Origin of the sequence: Rothia sp. P13129, from assembly GCF_048512865.1 — a bacterium.
Lineage (GTDB): Bacteria > Actinomycetota > Actinomycetes > Actinomycetales > Micrococcaceae > Rothia.
The window spans coordinates 62653-81290 of record NZ_JBLXYA010000009.1; the positions used below are offsets into that span (position 1 = coordinate 62653).

General features: G+C 47.7%; 18 protein-coding genes. 9 read left to right on the forward strand and 9 right to left on the reverse strand.

Annotation, left to right across the window (positions count from 1 at the left end; all coding sequences use genetic code 11):
• The first annotated feature begins 9 nt into the window (after positions 1-9).
• Entirely contained in the window at positions 10-942 is a 933-nt protein-coding gene (serB, locus tag ACN081_RS07105; protein WP_419103461.1) for a phosphoserine phosphatase SerB, read from the forward strand.
• A gap of 58 nt (positions 943-1000) precedes the next feature.
• Here serB and ACN081_RS07110 read toward each other — a convergent pair whose 3' ends face one another.
• Entirely contained in the window at positions 1001-1747 is a 747-nt protein-coding gene (locus ACN081_RS07110; RefSeq protein WP_419107371.1) for an SDR family oxidoreductase, read from the reverse strand.
• A 28-nt stretch (positions 1748-1775) separates the two neighbouring features.
• A complete protein-coding gene (locus ACN081_RS07115) occupies positions 1776-2492 on the reverse strand; it encodes a beta-ketoacyl-ACP reductase (RefSeq protein WP_419107372.1) in 717 nt (238 codons plus the stop codon).
• A gap of 242 nt (positions 2493-2734) precedes the next feature.
• Here ACN081_RS07115 and ACN081_RS07120 point away from each other — a divergent pair, with 242 nt between their 5' ends.
• The 4 genes from ACN081_RS07120 to ACN081_RS07135 all read left to right on the forward strand — a co-directional run bounded on the left by ACN081_RS07120 (position 2735) and on the right by ACN081_RS07135 (position 5281).
• On the forward strand, positions 2735-3181 hold the full coding sequence (locus ACN081_RS07120; RefSeq protein WP_419103464.1) for a DUF3099 domain-containing protein: 447 nt from the start codon (positions 2735-2737) through the stop codon (positions 3179-3181).
• Positions 3181-3441 (forward strand): hypothetical protein, encoded by a 261-nt coding sequence (locus tag ACN081_RS07125; RefSeq protein ID WP_419107373.1) that lies wholly within the window; start codon positions 3181-3183, stop codon positions 3439-3441. Before ACN081_RS07120 ends, ACN081_RS07125 begins: the two co-directional genes overlap by 1 nt.
• Positions 3442-3544: 103 nt before the next feature.
• The gene (locus tag ACN081_RS07130) at positions 3545-4513 is read left to right on the forward strand and encodes an SURF1 family protein (protein ID WP_419107374.1); all 969 of its coding nucleotides are present in this window, start codon (positions 3545-3547) and stop codon (positions 4511-4513) included.
• 72 nt (positions 4514-4585) lie between these two features.
• A complete protein-coding gene (locus ACN081_RS07135; RefSeq protein ID WP_419107375.1) occupies positions 4586-5281 on the forward strand; it encodes a metal-dependent hydrolase in 696 nt (231 codons plus the stop codon).
• A gap of 7 nt (positions 5282-5288) precedes the next feature.
• On the opposite strand, the gene ACN081_RS07140 is transcribed toward ACN081_RS07135, so the two are convergent.
• The 6 genes from ACN081_RS07140 to ACN081_RS07165 all read right to left on the reverse strand — a co-directional run bounded on the left by ACN081_RS07140 (position 5289) and on the right by ACN081_RS07165 (position 11735).
• On the reverse strand, positions 5289-6887 hold the full coding sequence (locus ACN081_RS07140) for an ABC-F family ATP-binding cassette domain-containing protein (RefSeq protein ID WP_419103468.1): 1599 nt from the start codon (positions 6885-6887) through the stop codon (positions 5289-5291).
• Between the two features lie 197 nt (positions 6888-7084).
• Complete coding sequence (locus tag ACN081_RS07145) at positions 7085-7417, reverse strand: metal-sulfur cluster assembly factor (RefSeq protein ID WP_419103469.1); 333 nt, start codon at positions 7415-7417, stop codon at positions 7085-7087.
• 21 nt (positions 7418-7438) lie between these two features.
• Positions 7439-8194 carry a Fe-S cluster assembly ATPase SufC gene (gene sufC / locus ACN081_RS07150; protein ID WP_419103470.1) on the reverse strand — a complete coding sequence of 252 codons (756 nt, stop codon included), beginning with the start codon at positions 8192-8194 and terminating at the stop codon, positions 7439-7441.
• 34 nt (positions 8195-8228) lie between these two features.
• The gene (sufD, locus tag ACN081_RS07155; RefSeq protein ID WP_419107376.1) at positions 8229-9461 is read right to left on the reverse strand and encodes a Fe-S cluster assembly protein SufD; all 1233 of its coding nucleotides are present in this window, start codon (positions 9459-9461) and stop codon (positions 8229-8231) included.
• Positions 9462-9463: 2 nt separating this feature from the next.
• A complete protein-coding gene (gene sufB / locus ACN081_RS07160) occupies positions 9464-10921 on the reverse strand; it encodes a Fe-S cluster assembly protein SufB (RefSeq protein WP_419103472.1) in 1458 nt (485 codons plus the stop codon).
• 52 nt (positions 10922-10973) lie between these two features.
• The gene (locus tag ACN081_RS07165; RefSeq protein WP_419107377.1) at positions 10974-11735 is read right to left on the reverse strand and encodes a helix-turn-helix transcriptional regulator; all 762 of its coding nucleotides are present in this window, start codon (positions 11733-11735) and stop codon (positions 10974-10976) included.
• A gap of 387 nt (positions 11736-12122) precedes the next feature.
• Here ACN081_RS07165 and ACN081_RS07170 point away from each other — a divergent pair, with 387 nt between their 5' ends.
• The 3 genes from ACN081_RS07170 to ACN081_RS07180 are packed head-to-tail and all read left to right on the forward strand — an operon-like array spanning position 12123 to position 15028.
• On the forward strand, positions 12123-13148 hold the full coding sequence (locus ACN081_RS07170; protein ID WP_419103474.1) for an ABC transporter ATP-binding protein: 1026 nt from the start codon (positions 12123-12125) through the stop codon (positions 13146-13148).
• Positions 13145-13912 (forward strand): ABC transporter permease, encoded by a 768-nt coding sequence (locus ACN081_RS07175; RefSeq protein ID WP_419103475.1) that lies wholly within the window; start codon positions 13145-13147, stop codon positions 13910-13912. Before ACN081_RS07170 ends, ACN081_RS07175 begins: the two co-directional genes overlap by 4 nt.
• 39 nt (positions 13913-13951) lie before the next feature.
• Positions 13952-15028, forward strand: coding sequence for a COX15/CtaA family protein (locus tag ACN081_RS07180; RefSeq protein ID WP_419103476.1), 1077 nt, complete (start codon positions 13952-13954; stop codon positions 15026-15028).
• A 66-nt stretch (positions 15029-15094) separates the two neighbouring features.
• On the opposite strand, the gene ACN081_RS07185 is transcribed toward ACN081_RS07180, so the two are convergent.
• A complete protein-coding gene (locus ACN081_RS07185) occupies positions 15095-16072 on the reverse strand; it encodes a heme o synthase (protein WP_419103477.1) in 978 nt (325 codons plus the stop codon).
• Between the two features lie 415 nt (positions 16073-16487).
• Here ACN081_RS07185 and tkt point away from each other — a divergent pair, with 415 nt between their 5' ends.
• Complete coding sequence (tkt, locus tag ACN081_RS07190; RefSeq protein WP_419107378.1) at positions 16488-18602, forward strand: transketolase; 2115 nt, start codon at positions 16488-16490, stop codon at positions 18600-18602.
• Positions 18603-18638 lie beyond the last annotated feature (36 nt).

Sequence of the window (18638 nt, forward strand, 5' to 3'; positions counted from 1 at the left end):
CTAACTCTTATGAGCATTGCCGTACGTATAACTTCCTTATGCACCGAACCAGAGTTCTTCTCGCAACAACATACCCATCTCTCTCAGACCGTTTCAGCTATACCCTCTTTATCGGTAGATTCCCACCAAGTATCAGAGGTATTCTCCCCCATTCACCATTTGCAAGAAGCCTCTGGCCCCGGTTACCAGATGGTACAGGTCCGTGCACAATATGACGGCTCGATACAAGAACTCCGAAAAGAACTCAACCAACAGGTGACGAATACTGCAAGGTTAAGCATTCATGCCGTCCAAGAAGAACTCTATACCTCCGCAAAAAAGCTCATAGTTTTAGATGTCGATTCAACGCTTATTCGAGAAGAAGTTATTGATGAGCTGGCACGACACGCTGGCAAAGCAGAGCACGTTCAGGAAATCACTGAGCGCGCAATGAACGGGCACCTTGTGTTTGAGGAGTCGCTCAGGGAGAGAGTGAAAGCGCTCGAAGGCGTTCCCAAGCAAGCTATTGAACATGTCATACATCAATTAACGCTCTCGCCCGGAGTTTTACGTCTTATCGAGGCTCTCCACTCAAAAGGTCATAAGATTGCGGCCGTCTCTGGTGGTTTCACCCATATTCTTCACCCTTTGGCTCATCGTATTGGTCTCGACTACGCACACGCTAATACGTTAGATATTGTTCAGCAGGTACTCACCGGAAAAGTCATAGGTGAAGTTGTTACACCAGAGGCTAAACGTTTGTATCTTCAAAAGTGGGCTGCAGAAGAAAACGTTCCGCTATCTCATGTTGTTGCAATCGGAGACGGAGCCAACGATATTTTCATGTTGGAAGAGGCTGCTTTAGGTGTAGCTTTCTGCGCTAAGCCTTCACTTCAGTTAGCATCTGATGTTCAGCTCAATTTCTTGCGTTTAGATGCCGTACTACATTTTATGGGTCTTTAAAAAGTCTCTTTCGGTAAGAGTTGTTCTTACCGAAAGAGACTCACAATATTAGGAATTTTTAGTCTTGGATAAAGCCTTGTGCGCCGCCGACTAATTCAATATGCCCGCTGGGGACATCTTCTGTCACCATCCGCGCAATTTCCTGAGCAAACTCATGAACAGTGTATAGTTTTCCGGCTTCTTCACGACGCTGCTCTAGCGCTCCTGGATGCAACCGGTTCAATAAGGTTGCAGTCACAGTTCCCTCAATCATATCGGCTGAAACAACAACCAAAGAGATCCCTTGCTCGTTGAGTGTTGGAACCTCTGCGAGAAGTGCGTCCTCTCCTGCGCGTTTTGATTCTGCCACAGGCTGGTATTCTGCCATGGTAGAAACTTCACGAATAAAATGCGCTTGGTGGCTGGTCACAAAGACGATACGTGCGCCAGGGTTCATATGTTCAGCTGCTAAGCGGGCTAGACGTAGTTGTGAGTCACGGTTGAGAACCATAGCGTAGTCCTCTGGCATTCCACTTTCCATACCGCCTGAGGCGTTAAGAATGAGGTAGTCAATGGGCCCGTATTCTGTAACTGCATCATGGATGAGTTTCTGTGCTTCTGCTTCTATTGTGATGTCTGCACCAATAGCGATGGCTTCGCCACCTGCTTCATGAATTGCGTGTACAACTTTTTGCGCTCTTGGAGCTTTAGAGCGATAGTTAACAACAACCCGTGCTCCTTGACCGGCAAGTATTTCTGCGGTGTCTGCGCCGACTCCTCGTGAAGAGCCCGTAATAATAATGTGTTTTTGCTGTAGTTCTGTCATCGTCTTAGTACCTTTCGATAAAGCGTTGTTAGTGTCCCATGCCTAATCCGCCGTCTACGGGGATTACTGCACCGCTGATGTAATGGGCTTGTTCGCTGGCAAGCCATGTTGCCACGTGTGCGATATCTTCTGGTTCAGCAAATTTTTTGGCGGGGATAGCGTCTCGATATTGTTGCTGAACTTTTTCGGGTAGAGCAGCAGTCATCTCAGTGTTAACAAAACCTGGGGCGATAACGTTAGCGGTGATGTTGCGAGCGCCGAGTTCTCGGGTGATGGAGCGTGCCATTCCGATAAGGGCAGATTTTGAGGCTGCGTAGTTTGTTTGTCCGGCACTTCCGTAGAGTCCTACGACGGAGGAAATGAAGATAATACGTCCTCGTTTCAGTTTGAGCATTCCTTTGGTGGCTCGTTGTACGACGCGGAAAGCTCCGGTGAGATTGGTGTCGATGACGTCGGTAAAATCTTCTTCGGTCATGCGCATAAGGAGAGTGTCACGGGTGATACCTGCGTTCGCGATGAGCATTTCTACTGGCCCGTAGGTTTTTTCGATGAGTTCGTAGGCGGCGTTGATGGATTCGGTGTCTCGTACATCGGCTTTGACGCTGAAGAATTCTTGCGGGGCTTCTCCGCTGCGGTAGGTGATGCAGACGTTGTGTCCTTGGTTTTTGAAGGCTTGTGCGATGGCGTATCCTATACCGCGGTTTCCGCCTGTGACGAGGATGGTTTTAGGTGTTTGTTCTGTCATGTTGTTCTTTTCTGGTGGTTGGTCGTAGTGTCTTGTGGGTAATACTACGCTTTTTGGGCTGTGGTTACTGGAGTTGTTTTTGCTGGTAAAAGCTTTTTCGAGGATATTGTGGGTTTTTGTGGAGAATTCTATTCTTAGTTGCACTTGCTGGTTTAAGTGTCATAAAAGTTGTTGTGTTCTCTGGATAAAGTTCTAGACTGGTGTGTGCGTAGTGCTCTGTGAAATTGAGGAAGGGAGGCGAGATGTCAAAAAAATATTGGACAGCAGAAGATGTTGAGCAGTTAGGGTATGTGGGTTCTTCTGAGCCTGAAGTATATTCCATTACTCAAGCGCCTAGTCCTCATTCGGAAAGTGTTGATCAACGCTGGCGTTTATATTCAATAAAGATGGCGTTGCGTGTGGTCTGTATTATTGGTGCGGTACTTACGCATGGGTGGGTGTCAGTGGTGTTCTTTATGGGTGCTGCTCTCTTGCCGTGGTTTGCTGTAGTTGTTGCTAACGGTCATCATCGTGGTGCTGGTAGTGATTTTTCGCCGTATGATCCTTCTGAACAACAGCGGTTAGCTCTTGGTGCAGATACAGTGACGCATTCGTCTGAACACGATACTTTTGAGAATGGTTCAGATGATGTGTGGGTGATTGATGGTGAGGTTATTTCCTCGTCAGATTCTTTAGGACGTGACGCGTAGTGGATATTCTTGGTGCTTTATCGGAGTCGGGTCAGCTTCCTGATAGTCCGTTCGAGGCTCCTATGCCTTGTTGTTCACGTCGTGGTTGTCAGGAGTTGGCGCAGTGGAAACTTCTCTGGAATAACCCTAAAGTTCATGCTCCTGAGCGTCGCAAAGTATGGTTAGCGTGTTCTGCACATCGTCAATTTTTAGAGGATTTTCTTGGCTCTCGATCTTTTCTAAAGGAGACTTTACCTTTTTCGGTAGAGGATGAGCTGTAGCGTTCGTTGAGGGTTTTGCTTCACGGTAGACTAGTATGAGGTTCTCTCACGTAGGATGAAGCGAGCGTAATCCCCCTGTTATAGGTTTTGAAAGCATGTGGTGATGGTGTACAGGTTTTTGTTCTCTGGTAAGTGGATTGCTGGTTTCATTTTTTGTGTCTTATTTTCGGTGTTGTGCCTTTATCTTGCTCAATGGCAGATGGGCCGTAAGGAAGCTTTAGATTATAAGAATTCTCTGATTACAAATAATTATCATGCTCCTGCACACTCTTTGGCTGAGGTACCTCATATCTTTGATGATTTTCAGGTATCTGAGCAGTGGCATCCGGTGAGTCTTCGTGGAGAGTATCTTTCAGAGCAGACGCTTCTTGTGCGTAACCGTCCTTTTGAGGGGTTAAACGGTTTTGAGGTGTTAGTGCCTTTTAGAGTATCTGATAGTTCAACGGTCGTGTTGGTTGATCGCGGGTGGATTCCAGCAGATCTTTTTGACGCCGCAGCCGAAAATATCGATATTCCGGTGGCTCCTCAGGGGGAGGTTTCTCTTGTGGTCAGGGTTCATCGTGGCGAGTTATCGACGGGTAAAGATTCTCCGGCTGGTCAGATTCCTTCTATCAATTTGCAGGAGGCTGCAAAGCATACGGGGTTAGATATTGCTCAAGGAGCTTATGGGATTCTGGCAACAGAGTCCCCCGCCCCAGCTATTGCTCCTGAGAAGCTTAAAGAGCCCGAACTAGATGTGGGGCCTAACCTTTCGTATTCTGTGCAGTGGTACGTTTTTGCGGCGATGAGTTATATTGCCTTTATTTGGTTAGCTCGTCAGAAAGTGCGTAATGATGAGATTGACCGTCAGGTGGCTGCAGAGTTAGAGCAGTATTATCGCCAGTTTTATGATGATCAGGGAAATTATATTGGCGAAGAAGATGAAGAAGTTGTTCTTCGTAAGATGGAGATGGCAGATGATATGCCGGCTCATATGAAGTCTATTGTTCGCCCTCGGATTCAGAAAAAACGGGCTCGCCCCAGTGATGAGGAAGAAGAGGATGCTTTATTAGAAGCGTATGACAACCAATAGCTCCCCCAAATAGCGCTCTGATTAGAGAATATGTTATCTTTTATCTTTGCCTTTGATGAGAGTGAGATAAAGATGATGGGGTATACGCATTCTCTAAGTGCTGCAGCAACATGGTTAGCGTTAGTTCATCATGGCGTCGTACCGATTACAGATCATCCTACGATATTTGTGACAACGTTGGCGTGTGCAGGAGCAGGCATGCTCCCCGATATTGACCATCGAAATGGAACTATTGCCCGTTCAATACCTCCTTTATCCGGTTGGATATGTGCCGTAGTACAGCGGTTGAGTGGAGGCCATCGTCAAGGCACTCATTCGTTCATCGGAGTAGGAATATTTTGGGCACTGGCTTTGAGCTCCCCTCACTATTTATGGTGGGGAATTCCTTGGTTATCTATTATTCTGGTTGCGTATGCTGGCGGTTTAGCATTACGAACTTTTGGTGCACCAGGCGGCTGGTTAGGTGCTGTCGCTGTTGCTTCTTTTACCTATTATTCTTCACAACCTATAGAGTTTTTCCCTCTAGTGATTGGTGTGGGTTCAAGCGTTCATATTCTGGGAGACGCGCTGACTCGACGTGGAGTTAACCTATTATGGCCGTTAACTATCAAAGCTCCTATTTCATCCATTTTCTGGAAAAAATCTGGCAATATGGCGTTACCTATTCTTGGGGCGTCAGGGTCACGACGAGAGCAATTTCTCGCCGTGGCACTGATGCTATATATCGTGTGGGTGTTTATATCGTTAAGTGGTTTTTTCGAGTGGTAATTGTCTCTTATGCCAGAGCAATGAGATCTTCGTATGACTTGTTCCAGTGGTCTTCGACACCGTCTGGTAATAGTAATACACGCTCTGGGTTGAGGGCTCGAACAGCACCTTCGTCGTGTGAAACCATGACAATTGCTCCCTCATATGTTTTTAGAGCTTTAAGAATCTCTGAACGTGATGCGGGGTCAAGGTTGTTGGTTGGTTCATCGAGTAGTAAAACATTTGCTGATGAAGCAACTAACGTTGCAAGAGATAGTCGTGTTTTTTCGCCACCGGAGAGTACTCCCGCTGGTTTATCGACGTCGTCTCCAGAGAATAAGAAAGATCCAAGAATGGTACGGACTTCGGTGTCGTCAAGATCTGGTGCAGCCGAACGCATATTCTCCACTACGGACCGTTCTGGGTCAAGGACTTCATGTTCCTGAGCAAAATACCCAATTTTTGCGCCGTGACCGTAGTTCACTTCACCAGTATCGGCAGTGGTAACCCCCGCAAGCATACGAAGTAACGTAGTTTTTCCGGCACCGTTGAATCCGAGAATCACGACACGAGAGCCACGGTCAATTGCTAAATCTACGTCGGTGAAGATTTCCAAAGAACCGTAGGATTTTGAGAGGCTTTCTGCCGTAATGGGGGTTTTACCGCATCGTGCTGGTGAAGGGAATCGGATAGCTGCCACTCTATCAACGATCCGTTCTTCTTCTACGCTGCGCATTAGACGTTCGGCACGTTTCATCATTTGCTGAGCAGCAACCGCTTTCGTTGCCTTGGCGCGCATTTTTTGTGCTTGTTCCATCAAGGTTGAAGCTTTTTTCTGTGCGTTGGCACGTTCACGTTTGCGACGAGCTTCGTCCTGTTCACGTTGGTTCAGATAGTTCTTCCAGCTCATGTTGTAGACATCAACAAGGCAACGGTTTGCGTCAAGGTATAGCACTTTGTTGACGACCAGTTCCATTAACTCTACATCGTGGCTGATGACCAATAATCCGCCTTGGAAGTTTTTAAGAAATTCTCGAAGCCACATCACAGAATCAGCATCAAGGTGGTTGGTTGGCTCGTCAAGGAGCATCGTATCTGCGTCAGAAAATAGGATGCGTGCTAGCTCAACACGTCGACGTTGCCCACCAGAAAGTGTGGACAACGGCTGGTTGAGAATACGCTCAGGTAAATCAAGATTGTTAGTAATTGAGGCAGCTTCTGATTCTGCGGCGTATCCCCCACCGGCGATGAATTCTGCTTCAAGACGGTCATACCGGCGCATTCCACGAGCACAAATATCGGGGTCTTCGCTGGCCATTTCTTCTTGCGCTTGGCGCATTTTACGTGATATTCCGTCTAATCCACGAGCAGAGAAAATACGGTCTTTTGCCAGTTGAGACATATCATCGATGGCTGGGTCTTGAGGAAGGTAACCAATTTTTCCTTGACGTATTATATCGCCACCGGCAGGTAGTGTTATCCCTGCAAGGACTTTAGTCATGGTGGTTTTTCCGGCCCCGTTACGTCCCACTAGACCAATTTTATCGCCTTTATCAATACGGAAGTTTACCTCTTCCATGAGCAGGCGAGCTCCGGCTCTTAGTTCGAGGTCAGAAACAGTAATCAAGGAAAAACCTTTCACCTAAAGTAAACGTATTTATTTAGTCTAGTACGACTTATCAAGAACACCTCGTCTTCTACACGTTCTTTGATAATAGAGCTATAGAACACGCTATTAAGAGCAGATTGCCTTGGTGCAAGAATAACTTTTCATTCTTGCACCAAGGCAATCACATATAGGTTTCTAATCTATGCATGAAGTCATTAGATATTAAACCCTAAAGCACGCATCATATCGCGTCCGTCTTCAGTAATACGTTCAGGACCCCACGGTGGCATCCACACCCAGTTCACATGCCAAGCGTCAAGGATGAGTTCAAGGTTTTGTTTAACCTGCTCTTCAATAACGTCTTGTAGCGGGCATGCTGCTGTTGTGAGTGTCATGTCAAGAACAAGGACGCCCTCGTCATTCCAACGCATACCGTAGAGTAAGCCAAGGTCAACGATGTTCACGCCAAGTTCTGGGTCAATCACATTTTTGAGGACTTCTTCAAGCTCCTCTTGTGAGGGACGACCAGCTGCGGTTGTCTCATCCATGGGGTAGGTCCCTTTCGTTCGTTACTTACCGAGGTAGGAAACGTAGCCTTCTTCTTCTAGACGGTCTGCAAGTTCAGGACCGCCTTGATCTACCATGTGTCCGTCAACAAAAACGTGAACAAATTCAGGCTTGATGTAACGAAGGATACGAGTGTAGTGAGTAATGAGCATAACACCCATATCGTTATCTTGGTGAGCACGGTTAACGCCTTCAGAAACAATCTTCAATGCGTCAACGTCAAGACCTGAGTCAGTTTCGTCAAGAACAGCAAACTTTGGTTTGAGCAGTTCAAGCTGAAGAATCTCGTGACGTTTTTTCTCGCCACCAGAGAAGCCTTCATTGACGTTACGAGAGATAAAGTCTGCATCAATTTTGAGCTTGCCCATAGCGTCTTTGACATCTTTTGTCCAAGTGCGTAGAGCTGGTGCTTGACCGTCAATAGCAGTCTTTGCCGAACGCAAGAAGTTAGACATTGTCACACCAGGGATTTCGACAGGGTACTGCATAGCAAGGAAAAGACCTGCACGAGCACGCTCATCAACAGACATTTCAGTGACGTCTTCACCGTCGAGGAGAATCTCACCGGAATCTACACGGTATTTGGGGTGACCGGCGATAGTTGCTGCCAAAGTAGATTTGCCAGAACCGTTAGGGCCCATAATAGCGTGGATTTCACCGGAGTTAATGGTGAGGTTAACGCCTTTGAGAATCTGCTTAGAGTTTTCATCGTCAAGGATGACAGAAACGTAGAGTTCCTTAATTTCGAGAGTAGACATTGTTCTCCTAAAAACTTTTGTACCGTCGTAACCGTTAGTTATTGCTGATTGCAAGTTCTGCTTCAAGAGCTTGCATGAGTTGTTCTTCCAACTCAGGGATACGTACTTGCTGAATGATTTCGTTCAAGAATCCACGCACGACAAGGCGACGAGCTTCGTCTGCGGGGATACCGCGAGCTTGTAGGTACCAGAGGTGCTGCTCATCGAGCTGACCTGTAGTTGATGCGTGTCCGGCGCCTTCGATAAGACCAGTCTCAATTTCTAGGTTTGGCACAGAGTCTGCACGAGGTCCGTCTTCAAGAAGAAGGTTACGGTTGAGCTCGTAGGTGTCGGTTCCTTCAGCTTCTTTACCGATTAAGACGTCGCCAACCCATACGGAGTGGGCGTTACGTCCCTGAAGCGCACCCTTATAGGTCACACGGGATTTACAGCGAGGAACACTGTGATCGACAAAGAGTCGTGATTCGAGGTGCTGACCGGCATCAACAAAGTACAATCCGTACATTTCAGTTTCGGCACCGGGTGCGCTGAATTTCGTTGAAGGGGTAACACGAACGAGGTCTCCGCCGAGTGAAATGCTCACGTGTTTGAATCTGCTGTCACGTCCAAGCGAGGCGTATTGTGCTGATGCGTGAACTGCATCATCGTCCCATTCTTGAAGAGAGATAACGGTCAAGGTGGAGGAATCACCGACGACGAACTCAACGTTCTGGCTCAATACGGCAGAACCAGTATGACGTAGTACGACCACAGCACGAGAGAAAGGTTTCGTCTCGATGAGTAGGTGTTGTGCGGTAGGTTCACTGCGTTCGCCGTGAATTTCTACGTTGATGCGCTGGTCTAGCTCAGTCTCCTGAGGGATGGTGATGATGGTTGCTTCTGAGAAGTGTGACCATGCGTTCGCTGCAACACGGTCTTCGGGGATACCGGCAGAACCGATACGTGAGTCTTCTCGTGAAACAGTCTCAACCAGTACTGCTTCTGGTGCATCGATAGAGGCTGCAATTGGCGTTCCAGTGAGCGCGTCGGTGTGCAAACCCTTGAGACGTTTGAGAGGGGTAAAGCGCCAGTCTTCTTCACGTCCGGTAAGTGCGGGAAAATCTTCTACACGATAGGAGGTTTTACGTCCTGCACGTGAAGAGTCCACGCTTGCTGTTTCGACACGTAGGGTGTCGTCATGAGTGTGTTCAGTCGCTAGCTTTTCTCCTTCATCGTCCATTCCGGGGATTGCAGGAGAGTTATGGGTGATGGTTTCTTTAGCTGTCATCGTTAGCCCACAGATCCTTCCATTTGAAGTTCGATAAGGCGATTGAGTTCAAGAGCGTATTCCATGGGGAGCTCACGAGCGATAGGTTCTACGAATCCGCGAACAATCATGGCCATTGCTTCTTCTTCGCTGAGTCCTCGCTGCATGAGGTAGAACAATTGTTCTTCGGAAACGCGTGAGACGGTTGCTTCGTGTCCCATGGTGACGTCGTCTTCTCGTACGTCCACATAGGGGTAGGTGTCCGAACGAGAGATGGTGTCAACCAGTAGCGCGTCGCAGACTACGTTTGATTTGGAGTGTGCTGCGCCTTCACGAACCTGCACTAAGCCACGGTATGCAGAGCGTCCGCCATTACGTGCGATGGACTTAGAGATGATAGAAGAGGAGGTATTTGGAGCAATATGCACCATCTTGGAGCCAGTGTCTTGGTGTTGTCCTTCACCAGCAAAAGCGATGGACAGTGTCTCGCCTTTAGCGTGTTCACCAACCATGTATACGGCGGGGTATTTTTGAGTGACTTTAGAGCCGATGTTACCGTCGACCCATTCCATGGTGGCGCCTTCATGGCAGATGGTGCGTTTGGTGACGAGGTTGTATACGTTATTGGACCAGTTTTGAATGGTGGTGTAGCGTACACGGGCATTCTTTTTAACCACGATTTCTACGACAGCTGAGTGCAATGAGTCAGACTTGTAGATGGGTGCGGTGCAGCCTTCAATGTAGTGAACGTAAGAGCCTTCATCAGCAATAATGAGGGTACGTTCGAACTGTCCCATGTTTTCAGTGTTAATTCTGAAGTATGCCTGGAGAGGGATTTCGACGTGAACTCCTGGAGGAACGTAGACGAAAGATCCACCAGACCATACAGCAGTGTTCAGCGCAGCAAATTTGTTGTCGCCGGTGGGGATAACGGTGCCAAAGTATTCGCGGAAGATGTCTTCGTGTTCGCGTAGTGCAGTGTCGGTGTCGACGAAGATGACGCCTTGTTTTTCGAGGTCTTCACGAATTTGGTGGTAGACCACCTCAGATTCGTACTGGGCTGCGACACCGGCAACGAGGCGTTCACGTTCTGCTTCGGGGATACCGAGCTTTTCGTAGGTGTTGCGAATATCTTCGGGGAGGTCTTCCCAGCTTTCTGCTTGACGTTCGGTAGAACGCACGAAGTATTTGATGTTGTCGAAGTCAATTTCTGATAGGTCTGCACCCCATGTGGGCATGGGTTTACGTTCGAAGAATTTGAGTGCCTTAAGACGCATTTTGAGCATCCATTCGGGTTCGTTCTTCTTTGCAGAGATGTCGCGTACAACATCTTCGTCGAGGCCACGTTTAGCAGTTGCACCAGCTACGTCGGAATCTTTCCAACCGTACTCGTAGGTACCGATACCTTCGAGTTCAGGGTTGGCCTCGAGAATCTCTGAAATGACGGTGTTGTTGACGTTACGTTCAACTTGTTCAGTCATCATGGCCTTTCTTGTAGGAAATCTATCAGTTGTGTGATGGTCGAAAGAATATTTATTTCTTTGCCTGTGTTTCGCTGTTTTCACTCATGTCACGTGCTAGAGGTACGTGTGTGGTACACACGTGTGCTCCTGCTGCCATGGTGGATAGACGGCGGACATCCACTCCCAGTAAGTCAGCAATAATTTTGGTTTCTTGGTCGCAGAAGATTTGGAAGTCTTCTGCGAGGTCTCGCACAGGGCAGTGTCCTTGGCAGAGCTGGATACTTGCCAGTAGGTGGCGAGGCAGTGTCCTGCCGCGCGGGGGTTCCATCACCTGTGCGGTTGCGACGAAGCCGTCGCGGGTCATTGCTTCGGCAAGGGCTTGTGCACGGTTGGCTATGTTCTCCCCTGCCGCTTCAACGATGGGACGGTATTTTTGTTCCATCTCTGAAGCTCTTGCTGAGGCGAATGCGCGTAGTGCGTCTTCTCCAACTTGTTGTTGCAACATTTTGAGTGCTTCTCGAGCGATGTCGAGATAGTCGTTGCCAAGCTGGGTGTGCCCTTGGGGTGCAATGACGTATCGTCTGGCAGGGCGTCCTGCGCCGGCTCCGTATTGTTTGAGAGGCGCTACGACAATGAGTTCTTCTGCTTCGAGTGCGTCGAGGTGACGACGCACCGCTGCAGGAGTGAGATTGAGTTCCTCGCCGAGACTAGCAGCAGAAACTGGACCGTGATTAAGTACGCCACGCAAAACTCTGTCTCGAGTTTTTTCTTCTGTCTCTGCATTGCGCGTACCAGGTACCTTCTTTTTGGAAGTTTGATTCGCTGAATACACAACTAAAGTATGTCCTAATTATGAGTAGTTCTCTAGTAAGGTTTACCTATCTTCAGATTAGAGGAGTGTCACACTTAGGCACAGACGGAAACTTTTAGCACTGATCAACACCCTCAAGTAACGAGACTGATGCCTTTTTACAAGAGCCAATAAAGACAATAAAAGGTGCTTTGACTAGCTAATTTATAAATTAAACGCTGTTTTAAAAATCTTTTTTGAGAATAATTTTTACTACCGTGCACAACAAGAAAAATATTTTTTAGAGCGGTGTCGCAAACTTATGAAAGGGAAATAGACAGGTTTCTTCAAGGTTTTTATAGGCATCATTAAGGAGTTTTCGGTTATCGATTACCTAAAAACTCTAGTGTGAGCACGTAGAATAATACGGTGCCACAAGATAGAGACAAGAGTTCACGAGCCAGTGATGAGAAACCCTCCTCACTGAGAATTTCTCGGTTAGTCAAGGAATATAAGCCTTCAAAGAGCTACCGCAAAAAACACCCTCATCACCTAACACATCGAGGGACAGTTCGAGCAGTAGATGGAATCTGCCTTGAAGCTCTTGCCGGAGAAGTAACCGTTTTACTTGGTGCTAATGGTGCAGGAAAAACTACTACTTTAGAATGTGCACAGGGGATTCAAAAACCCGAAAGCGGAGAAATTCATCTTCTAGGACATAATCCGTGGGGTGCTTCTGCAGAGCTTCGGGCGCGAGTTGGCATCATGTTACAAGATGGCGGGTTACCTCAATCTTTGCGCCCTATTCCTTTGCTTGAACACATCGCAGCGATGTATCAGCAGACGTATCCTCTTGACGAGCTGATTCAACGGCTAGGTATTGACACTTTTAACGGCACCAATATTAGGAGGCTTTCAGGTGGCGAGCGCCAGCGGGTTGCTTTTGCGGCAGCTCTTATTGGGAAACCTGAGATTCTCTTTCTCGATGAGCCTTCGGCAGGTCTTGATCCACATTCTCGTCAGGTAGTTTTTGATTTAATTACCGAGCAGAAAAATCGGGGTACTGCTATTGTTTTGACAACTCATCTGCTGGATGATGCTCAACGGCTTGCTGATTATGTTTATATTATTGGTGCCGGACGGAACGTATTAGAAGGAACTGTTCCTGAACTTGTTGAGCAGTCAACAACAGATGTTAAGACACTTCATTTTTCACTCTCTGACGATTCTTTGAGTATTACTCAGCTCTTACCGACTTCGTCTAAAGGTCTATCGTTGAGTACCGCATATCCTGGTTCTTATACTCTGACCGGTGAGATTACTCCCCGTATTTTGGCTGAGCTAACGGCAAGTTTAGCGGCCCGTCAACTTCTCCCACAACGTATGGAGCTTTCTTCACGAACCCTCGAAGATGTCTTTCTTGATATCGCAGGAAAGGAAACGTCCTCATCATGATTTCGACACCGCGTTCAGCTTCTTTGAGCACACGCTTACGTGCACAGGGGCGGTATGAGCTTGTTGCCATGCTGAAAAATGGTGAACAGCTGATGCTCAATATTGCGTTCCCCATCATGGCACTCTATGTGATGAGTTGGACAAGTTTCTTAGATTCTTTTGCTCAAGAATTACACAGCACTCGTATCAACATTGCGGTTCCCGGTGTTCTCGCGTTGTGTGTTATTTCTACTGCGTTATCGGGGCAAGGTATCGCCACGGGTTTTGACCGTCGTTATGGAGTTTTGCGTTTTCTATCGACGACTCCTCTTGGAAAGACTGGTCTTATTGTTGGAAAGGTGTGTGCCGTTTTAGGTGTTTTATGCCTTCAGTACGTTCTTGTTGTATTGGTGGCGTTGACGCTTGGTTGGTCTCCTCAGTGGGGTGCGGTCATATCTTCTCTTCCCACATTATTATTAGGTGCGGCGTCTTTTACAGCTTTGGGGTTGCTCATTGCAGGAACGGTACGTGCTGAGGCAACTTTAGCTATCGTCAATATGGCATGGGCTATTCTTGCGGCAGTTGGCGGTACGTTATTGCCTACGCACCATTTACCGAGTGTTGCGGGAAGGCTTGTGGACTTTCTCCCTTCTGGCGCTCTAGGTAATGCTCTGAGAGCTGAGTTTTTATCTCATGAGTTTGCTCTTATCCCTCATCTTGTACTTCTGATGTGGACGGTGCTTTGTGTCGGTTTAGCTACAAAGTTTTTCCGTTGGTCCGCATAAATACATCACACCCTGCAATCCCCTCTGAAGGTGGTTTATTTGTCTTCGCTTATAGCACGTATCCGTGAGGTAAAAGCACATTTTATTTCTGTGTGCCTTCCGTATACACCAAATCTTTATGTTCTGAAAATGGCCTATGCTGTGGTCATCGCTAATATCGTCTTGATTGTTTCTGGCGGTATTGTACGCCTTACCGGTTCGGGGCTGGGGTGTGACACCTGGCCTAAATGCACGTCTTCTGGTTCTTGGACAACAACCCCAGAGATGGGTATTCATGGTCTTGTAGAGTTTGGTAACCGAATGCTGACCTTTGTCTTAATTATTGTTACGGGTTTGACGTTTCTCTCAATTCTTCGAATTGCTCTGCCTGAAGCAACCTCGTTGTCTCAATGGTGGAAGAAACTTTTTACAGGTTTATCTCACTCACAACACCAGTATTCGGACCTTTTTAATCTTTCTCTCTTGTTGCTTTGGGGAATCCCTGTTCAAGCTGTTGTGGGAGGTTTATCTGTTCTGCTTAAACTCAACCCGTGGATGGTTACAGCGCATTACATGCTTTCTGCCATCATGATTGCCTTAGGTGCGTGTTATCTGAACCGGGTACGTAGATACTTTGAATCAGGCGTTCTTGAGTGTGAGGGAATGACGGATGAGGATGTCCCTCAGGGCGCGGCTCTTCTTAAATATTTGGGTTGGGTCAGTGTGATGTTGGTGTGTTTCCTTATTTTTATGGGAACAGTAACAACTGGTACAGGGCCTCACGCAGGTGATCCGAGCGCACACCGGCATGCTTTTAACCCGTGGGTAGTGACTCGGATGCATTCTTTCTCAGTATGGGCCTATCTTATGGTTATTCTTAGTTCCCTCTATTTGGCACGAAAACATCAGTGGTCTCAGGCTCTACGCCGTAGCTGGTATTGGGTTCTAGCTGTTGTCGTCTATCAGGGGATTGTTGGGTATATACAGTTCTTTAATGGTCTTCCGGTATGGTTGGTCGAGATGCATTTACTAGGCTCTGCATTATTTACGTGGGCGGCTATTTCTGCTGCAGAGCGTCAATTGGTTATAGCTTCTCAGTCGTCACGACAGTTGGCTCAAGAGCGTACTGTTATATGATTTTGATATGAAAGCAGGGGTGCCCCAGAAAAACTCTGGGGCACCCCTGCTTTGTTATGTGGTGTTTTATAAGGTAATCAGTGCGTGTCCGACGAATGGGTCAATCGCCACAGCAATAAAGAGTACGGTGAGATAGGTAATGGAACCGTGGAAGACAGTCATTGCTGTTCTGCTAGTAGCTTCTCCAGCAATAGCTAAAGCGTGCAGACGGTGGCAGTGGTAGAGGAACCAAGCACCGCTGGCAATAGCGGTCAGGGTATAGACCCATCCTGCCCCGCCCAGTGGGACAAGGAGCAGAGAACAAATTACCATGGCCCAAGAGTATAGGACGACTTGCACAGAGACGCTCTTAGCAGGTGCGATAGCCCCAAGCATGGGGATTCCCGCTCGCTGGTAGTCTTCGGCGTATTTCATCGATAACGGCCAGTAGTGTGGAGGTGTCCAGAGGAAGATGACGGTGAAAAGGACTACTGCTGCCCAACTGATGGTATTTTCGACGGCGGCCCACGCAATGAATACGGGCATACATCCGGCAAGGCCTCCCCACACAATATTTTGTGTGGTGCGACGTTTGAGGTAGAGCGAATAGAACACAACGTAAAGAAGGATAGCGATGAGTCCGAGTACGCTTGCAAAAGGATTAACGAGAACCCATAGATAAACAATCGAGATAATGGCTAGGGCCCACGCAAAGATGAGTGCTTCTTTGTCGCTGACTTCTCCGGTGACGAGTGGGCGACGTTCTGTTCTTTTCATGAGGCGGTCTGCTTCTCTGTCGATATAACAGTTGAAAGCACCGGATGCGCCGGCTGCCATAGCTCCGCCAACCATGGTGTTGATAATAAGCCAGAAGGGGGGCATTCCGCCCGCTGCAAACATCATGGTTGGGGCGGTTGTGACGAGGAGAAGCTCAATCACCTGAGGTTTTGTCAGGTGAATATAGGCGATGAGCTTACGCATAAGGCTCACTTTGCGCGATCCTTTGGGCGTGTCTGATGCTGTTGTTTGAGCTTCAGTGCCGCGATGTGTGCTTAGACCCTTCACTAACGTTGGGCTCCCTACCAGAATCGTTGTATGTGTGTAGTTAGTATTCCCGTTGGGTATTTCATATGGTGAAATCTTCTCGGGTGAGATTAAGTCCTCACTCTTCAGCTCTTTTCGGTGGTGTTGCCTCTACTTTGGGGATACCTACAACCGATTTTGAGCATGTTAAAGGAGCAGACTGTCAAACCAATGCTATACCTTTTAGAAGAATAATCATAATAAAGCACGCAATAGGCTAAGGAACAGAACCGACATCACGAGAAGTTGAGGAAAGTCCTCCTTCCTGCCGTATTTTCAATTATCCTTAGAACTAACTTAATGTGCAGTTGTACAGCTAAACATCCTGAACTATTTGTACTAATGTCGTTCCTGTAACCGCTGTATCGCATCACTATCTCTATGAAAGGGAGACAACGTGCCACATCTTGATCAGAAACTCAATTGGACAGAGAAGGACCAACGAGCTGTTGATACAGCCCGAATCTTAGCGGCAGATGCTGTTGAAAAAGTAGGTTCGGGACACCCAGGCACGGCAATGAGCTTAGCCCCCGTTGCATATTTGCTCTATCAGAAGGTCATGCAGCATGATCCCCGTGATGATCGTTGGGCAGGACGTGACCGTTTCATTCTCTCCCCCGGTCACAGCTCACTTACCGCTTATATTCAACTGTATCTGAGTGGTTATGGCCTTGAGATGGACGACCTCAAGGCTCTTCGCACATGGGGTGCACTCACTCCTGGTCACCCTGAATACGGTCATACTCGCGGTATTGAAATTACGACAGGTCCGTTGGGGCAAGGACTAGCTTCTGCTGTTGGTTTTGCGTATGCGCAACGACGCATGCGAGGACTTTTCGATCCTGAAGCCCCTGCTGGTCAGTCACCTTTTGACCATACTATTTACACCATTGCTTCTGAAGGAGACGTCCAAGAGGGTGTGACAGCTGAAGCTTGTGCGCTTGCTGGGCATCAGGAGCTTGGAAACCTCGTCGTCATTTTTGACCGCAATCATATTTCCATTGAAAACGACACTGACGTCGCATTCACAGAAGATATCCTCAAACGGTATGAGTCATACGGTTGGGATACTGCACGTGTAGACTGGACGCGTAGTGGTGACTACGTTGAAGATGTTGAAGAGCTCTATGAGGCAATTGCACGGGCTAAAAAAGTTACAGATAAGCCCAGCATTATTGAGTTACGCACTATTATTGGTTGGCCTGCTCCCAATAAGCAGAATACCGGCGGTATTCACGGTTCTAAGCTCGGTGCTGATGAGGTTGCTGCAACCAAAGAAGTCCTTGGGTTTGACTCTGAAAAATCATTCTATATTGATGATGAGATTCTTGAGCATACTCGTAGTGTTCGGCAACGTGCAGAACAGTCTCGACAGCAGTGGGACACTCTCTTTGAAAAGTGGCAGCAAGAGCACCCTGAAGAAGCTAAACTCTATGAGCGTCTAAGTGCCGGTGAGCTTCCAGAAAACTATGAGCAGGCTTTCCCCACTTTTGAAGCTGGCTCAAGCATTGCAACACGTGCCGCTTCTGGAAAAGTTATCAACGCTATTGCTGATACGTTCCCTGAGCTTTGGGGCGGTTCATCGGACCTTGCTGGTTCTAATAACACCACTATTGACGGCGCGTCATCTTTCAATCCTGTTTCTCGTAGCACTGATAGTTGGAATGCCAGCCCATATGGTCGAGTCTTGCACTTTGGTATCCGTGAACATGCTGCAGCGGCTATCTGCAACGGTATCGCACTCTCTTCGCCGACTCGTCCGTTCAACGGCACGTTCTTTGTGTTCTCTGATTATCAACGTCCAGCAGTTCGTCTTGCGGCGTTGATGGGTGTTCCTAATATTTTTGTGTGGACCCACGACTCTATTGGTTTAGGAGAAGATGGTCCAACGCATCAACCGGTAGAACACCTTTCAGCATTGCGAGCAATTCCTCAATTGGATGTTGTGCGCCCTGCAGATGGTAATGAAACATCGGTTGCGTGGCGGAAAGTTCTCGAGACGAAAGATCGCCCGGTGGGGTTGGTTCTTTCACGCCAGAACCTTGTTAATATCGCACGAGAAGACATTCATCCTGAAGCTGAGGGTGAAAAATTTGCGTCAGCAGAAGGTACTGCACGTGGTGGTTATGTTCTTGCTGATACAGAAGGAACCCCTGACATTCTTTTGATTGCGACTGGTTCAGAAGTAGAAATTGCCCTCAACGCACGTTCTCTTTTGAAAGAGCAGGGCGTAGCTGCACGAGTGATTTCAATGCCTTCTCGTGAATGGTTTGCTGAACAGTCTGAGGAATACCGTCACAGCGTTATCCCTCCAGAAGTTAAAGCTCGAGTTACGGTTGAAGCAGGATCTGCAATGAGCTGGTACGACATTCTTGGAGATGCCGGCCGCGCTGTCTCTCTAGAACATTTTGGAGCGTCAGCTGGTGCAGACGTTCTCTACCGCGAATTTGGAATCACTCCAGAAGCTGTTGTACAAGCAGCTCAAGAGTCTATTTCTGCTACCACCCGATAACACTTTCACACTCCCTACAATCATGAGGATGTAATT

What these genes read in the sequence shown, in the direction of transcription:
- ACN081_RS07120 (WP_419103464.1), top strand. Translation starts at nt 2,735, where the DNA reads ATGTCAAAAAAATATTGGACAGCAGAAGATGTTGAGCAGTTAGGGTAT.
- ACN081_RS07110 (WP_419107371.1), bottom strand. Translation starts at nt 1,747, where the DNA reads ATGACAGAACTACAGCAAAAACACATTATTATTACGGGCTCTTCACGA.
- serB (WP_419103461.1), top strand. Translation starts at nt 10, where the DNA reads ATGAGCATTGCCGTACGTATAACTTCCTTATGCACCGAACCAGAGTTC.
- sufD (WP_419107376.1), bottom strand. Translation starts at nt 9,461, where the DNA reads ATGACAGCTAAAGAAACCATCACCCATAACTCTCCTGCAATCCCCGGA.
- ACN081_RS07135 (WP_419107375.1), top strand. Translation starts at nt 4,586, where the DNA reads ATGATGGGGTATACGCATTCTCTAAGTGCTGCAGCAACATGGTTAGCG.
- sufC (WP_419103470.1), bottom strand. Translation starts at nt 8,194, where the DNA reads ATGTCTACTCTCGAAATTAAGGAACTCTACGTTTCTGTCATCCTTGAC.
- sufB (WP_419103472.1), bottom strand. Translation starts at nt 10,921, where the DNA reads ATGACTGAACAAGTTGAACGTAACGTCAACAACACCGTCATTTCAGAG.
- ACN081_RS07175 (WP_419103475.1), top strand. Translation starts at nt 13,145, where the DNA reads ATGATTTCGACACCGCGTTCAGCTTCTTTGAGCACACGCTTACGTGCA.
- ACN081_RS07145 (WP_419103469.1), bottom strand. Translation starts at nt 7,417, where the DNA reads ATGGATGAGACAACCGCAGCTGGTCGTCCCTCACAAGAGGAGCTTGAA.
- ACN081_RS07130 (WP_419107374.1), top strand. Translation starts at nt 3,545, where the DNA reads ATGGTGTACAGGTTTTTGTTCTCTGGTAAGTGGATTGCTGGTTTCATT.
- ACN081_RS07115 (WP_419107372.1), bottom strand. Translation starts at nt 2,492, where the DNA reads ATGACAGAACAAACACCTAAAACCATCCTCGTCACAGGCGGAAACCGC.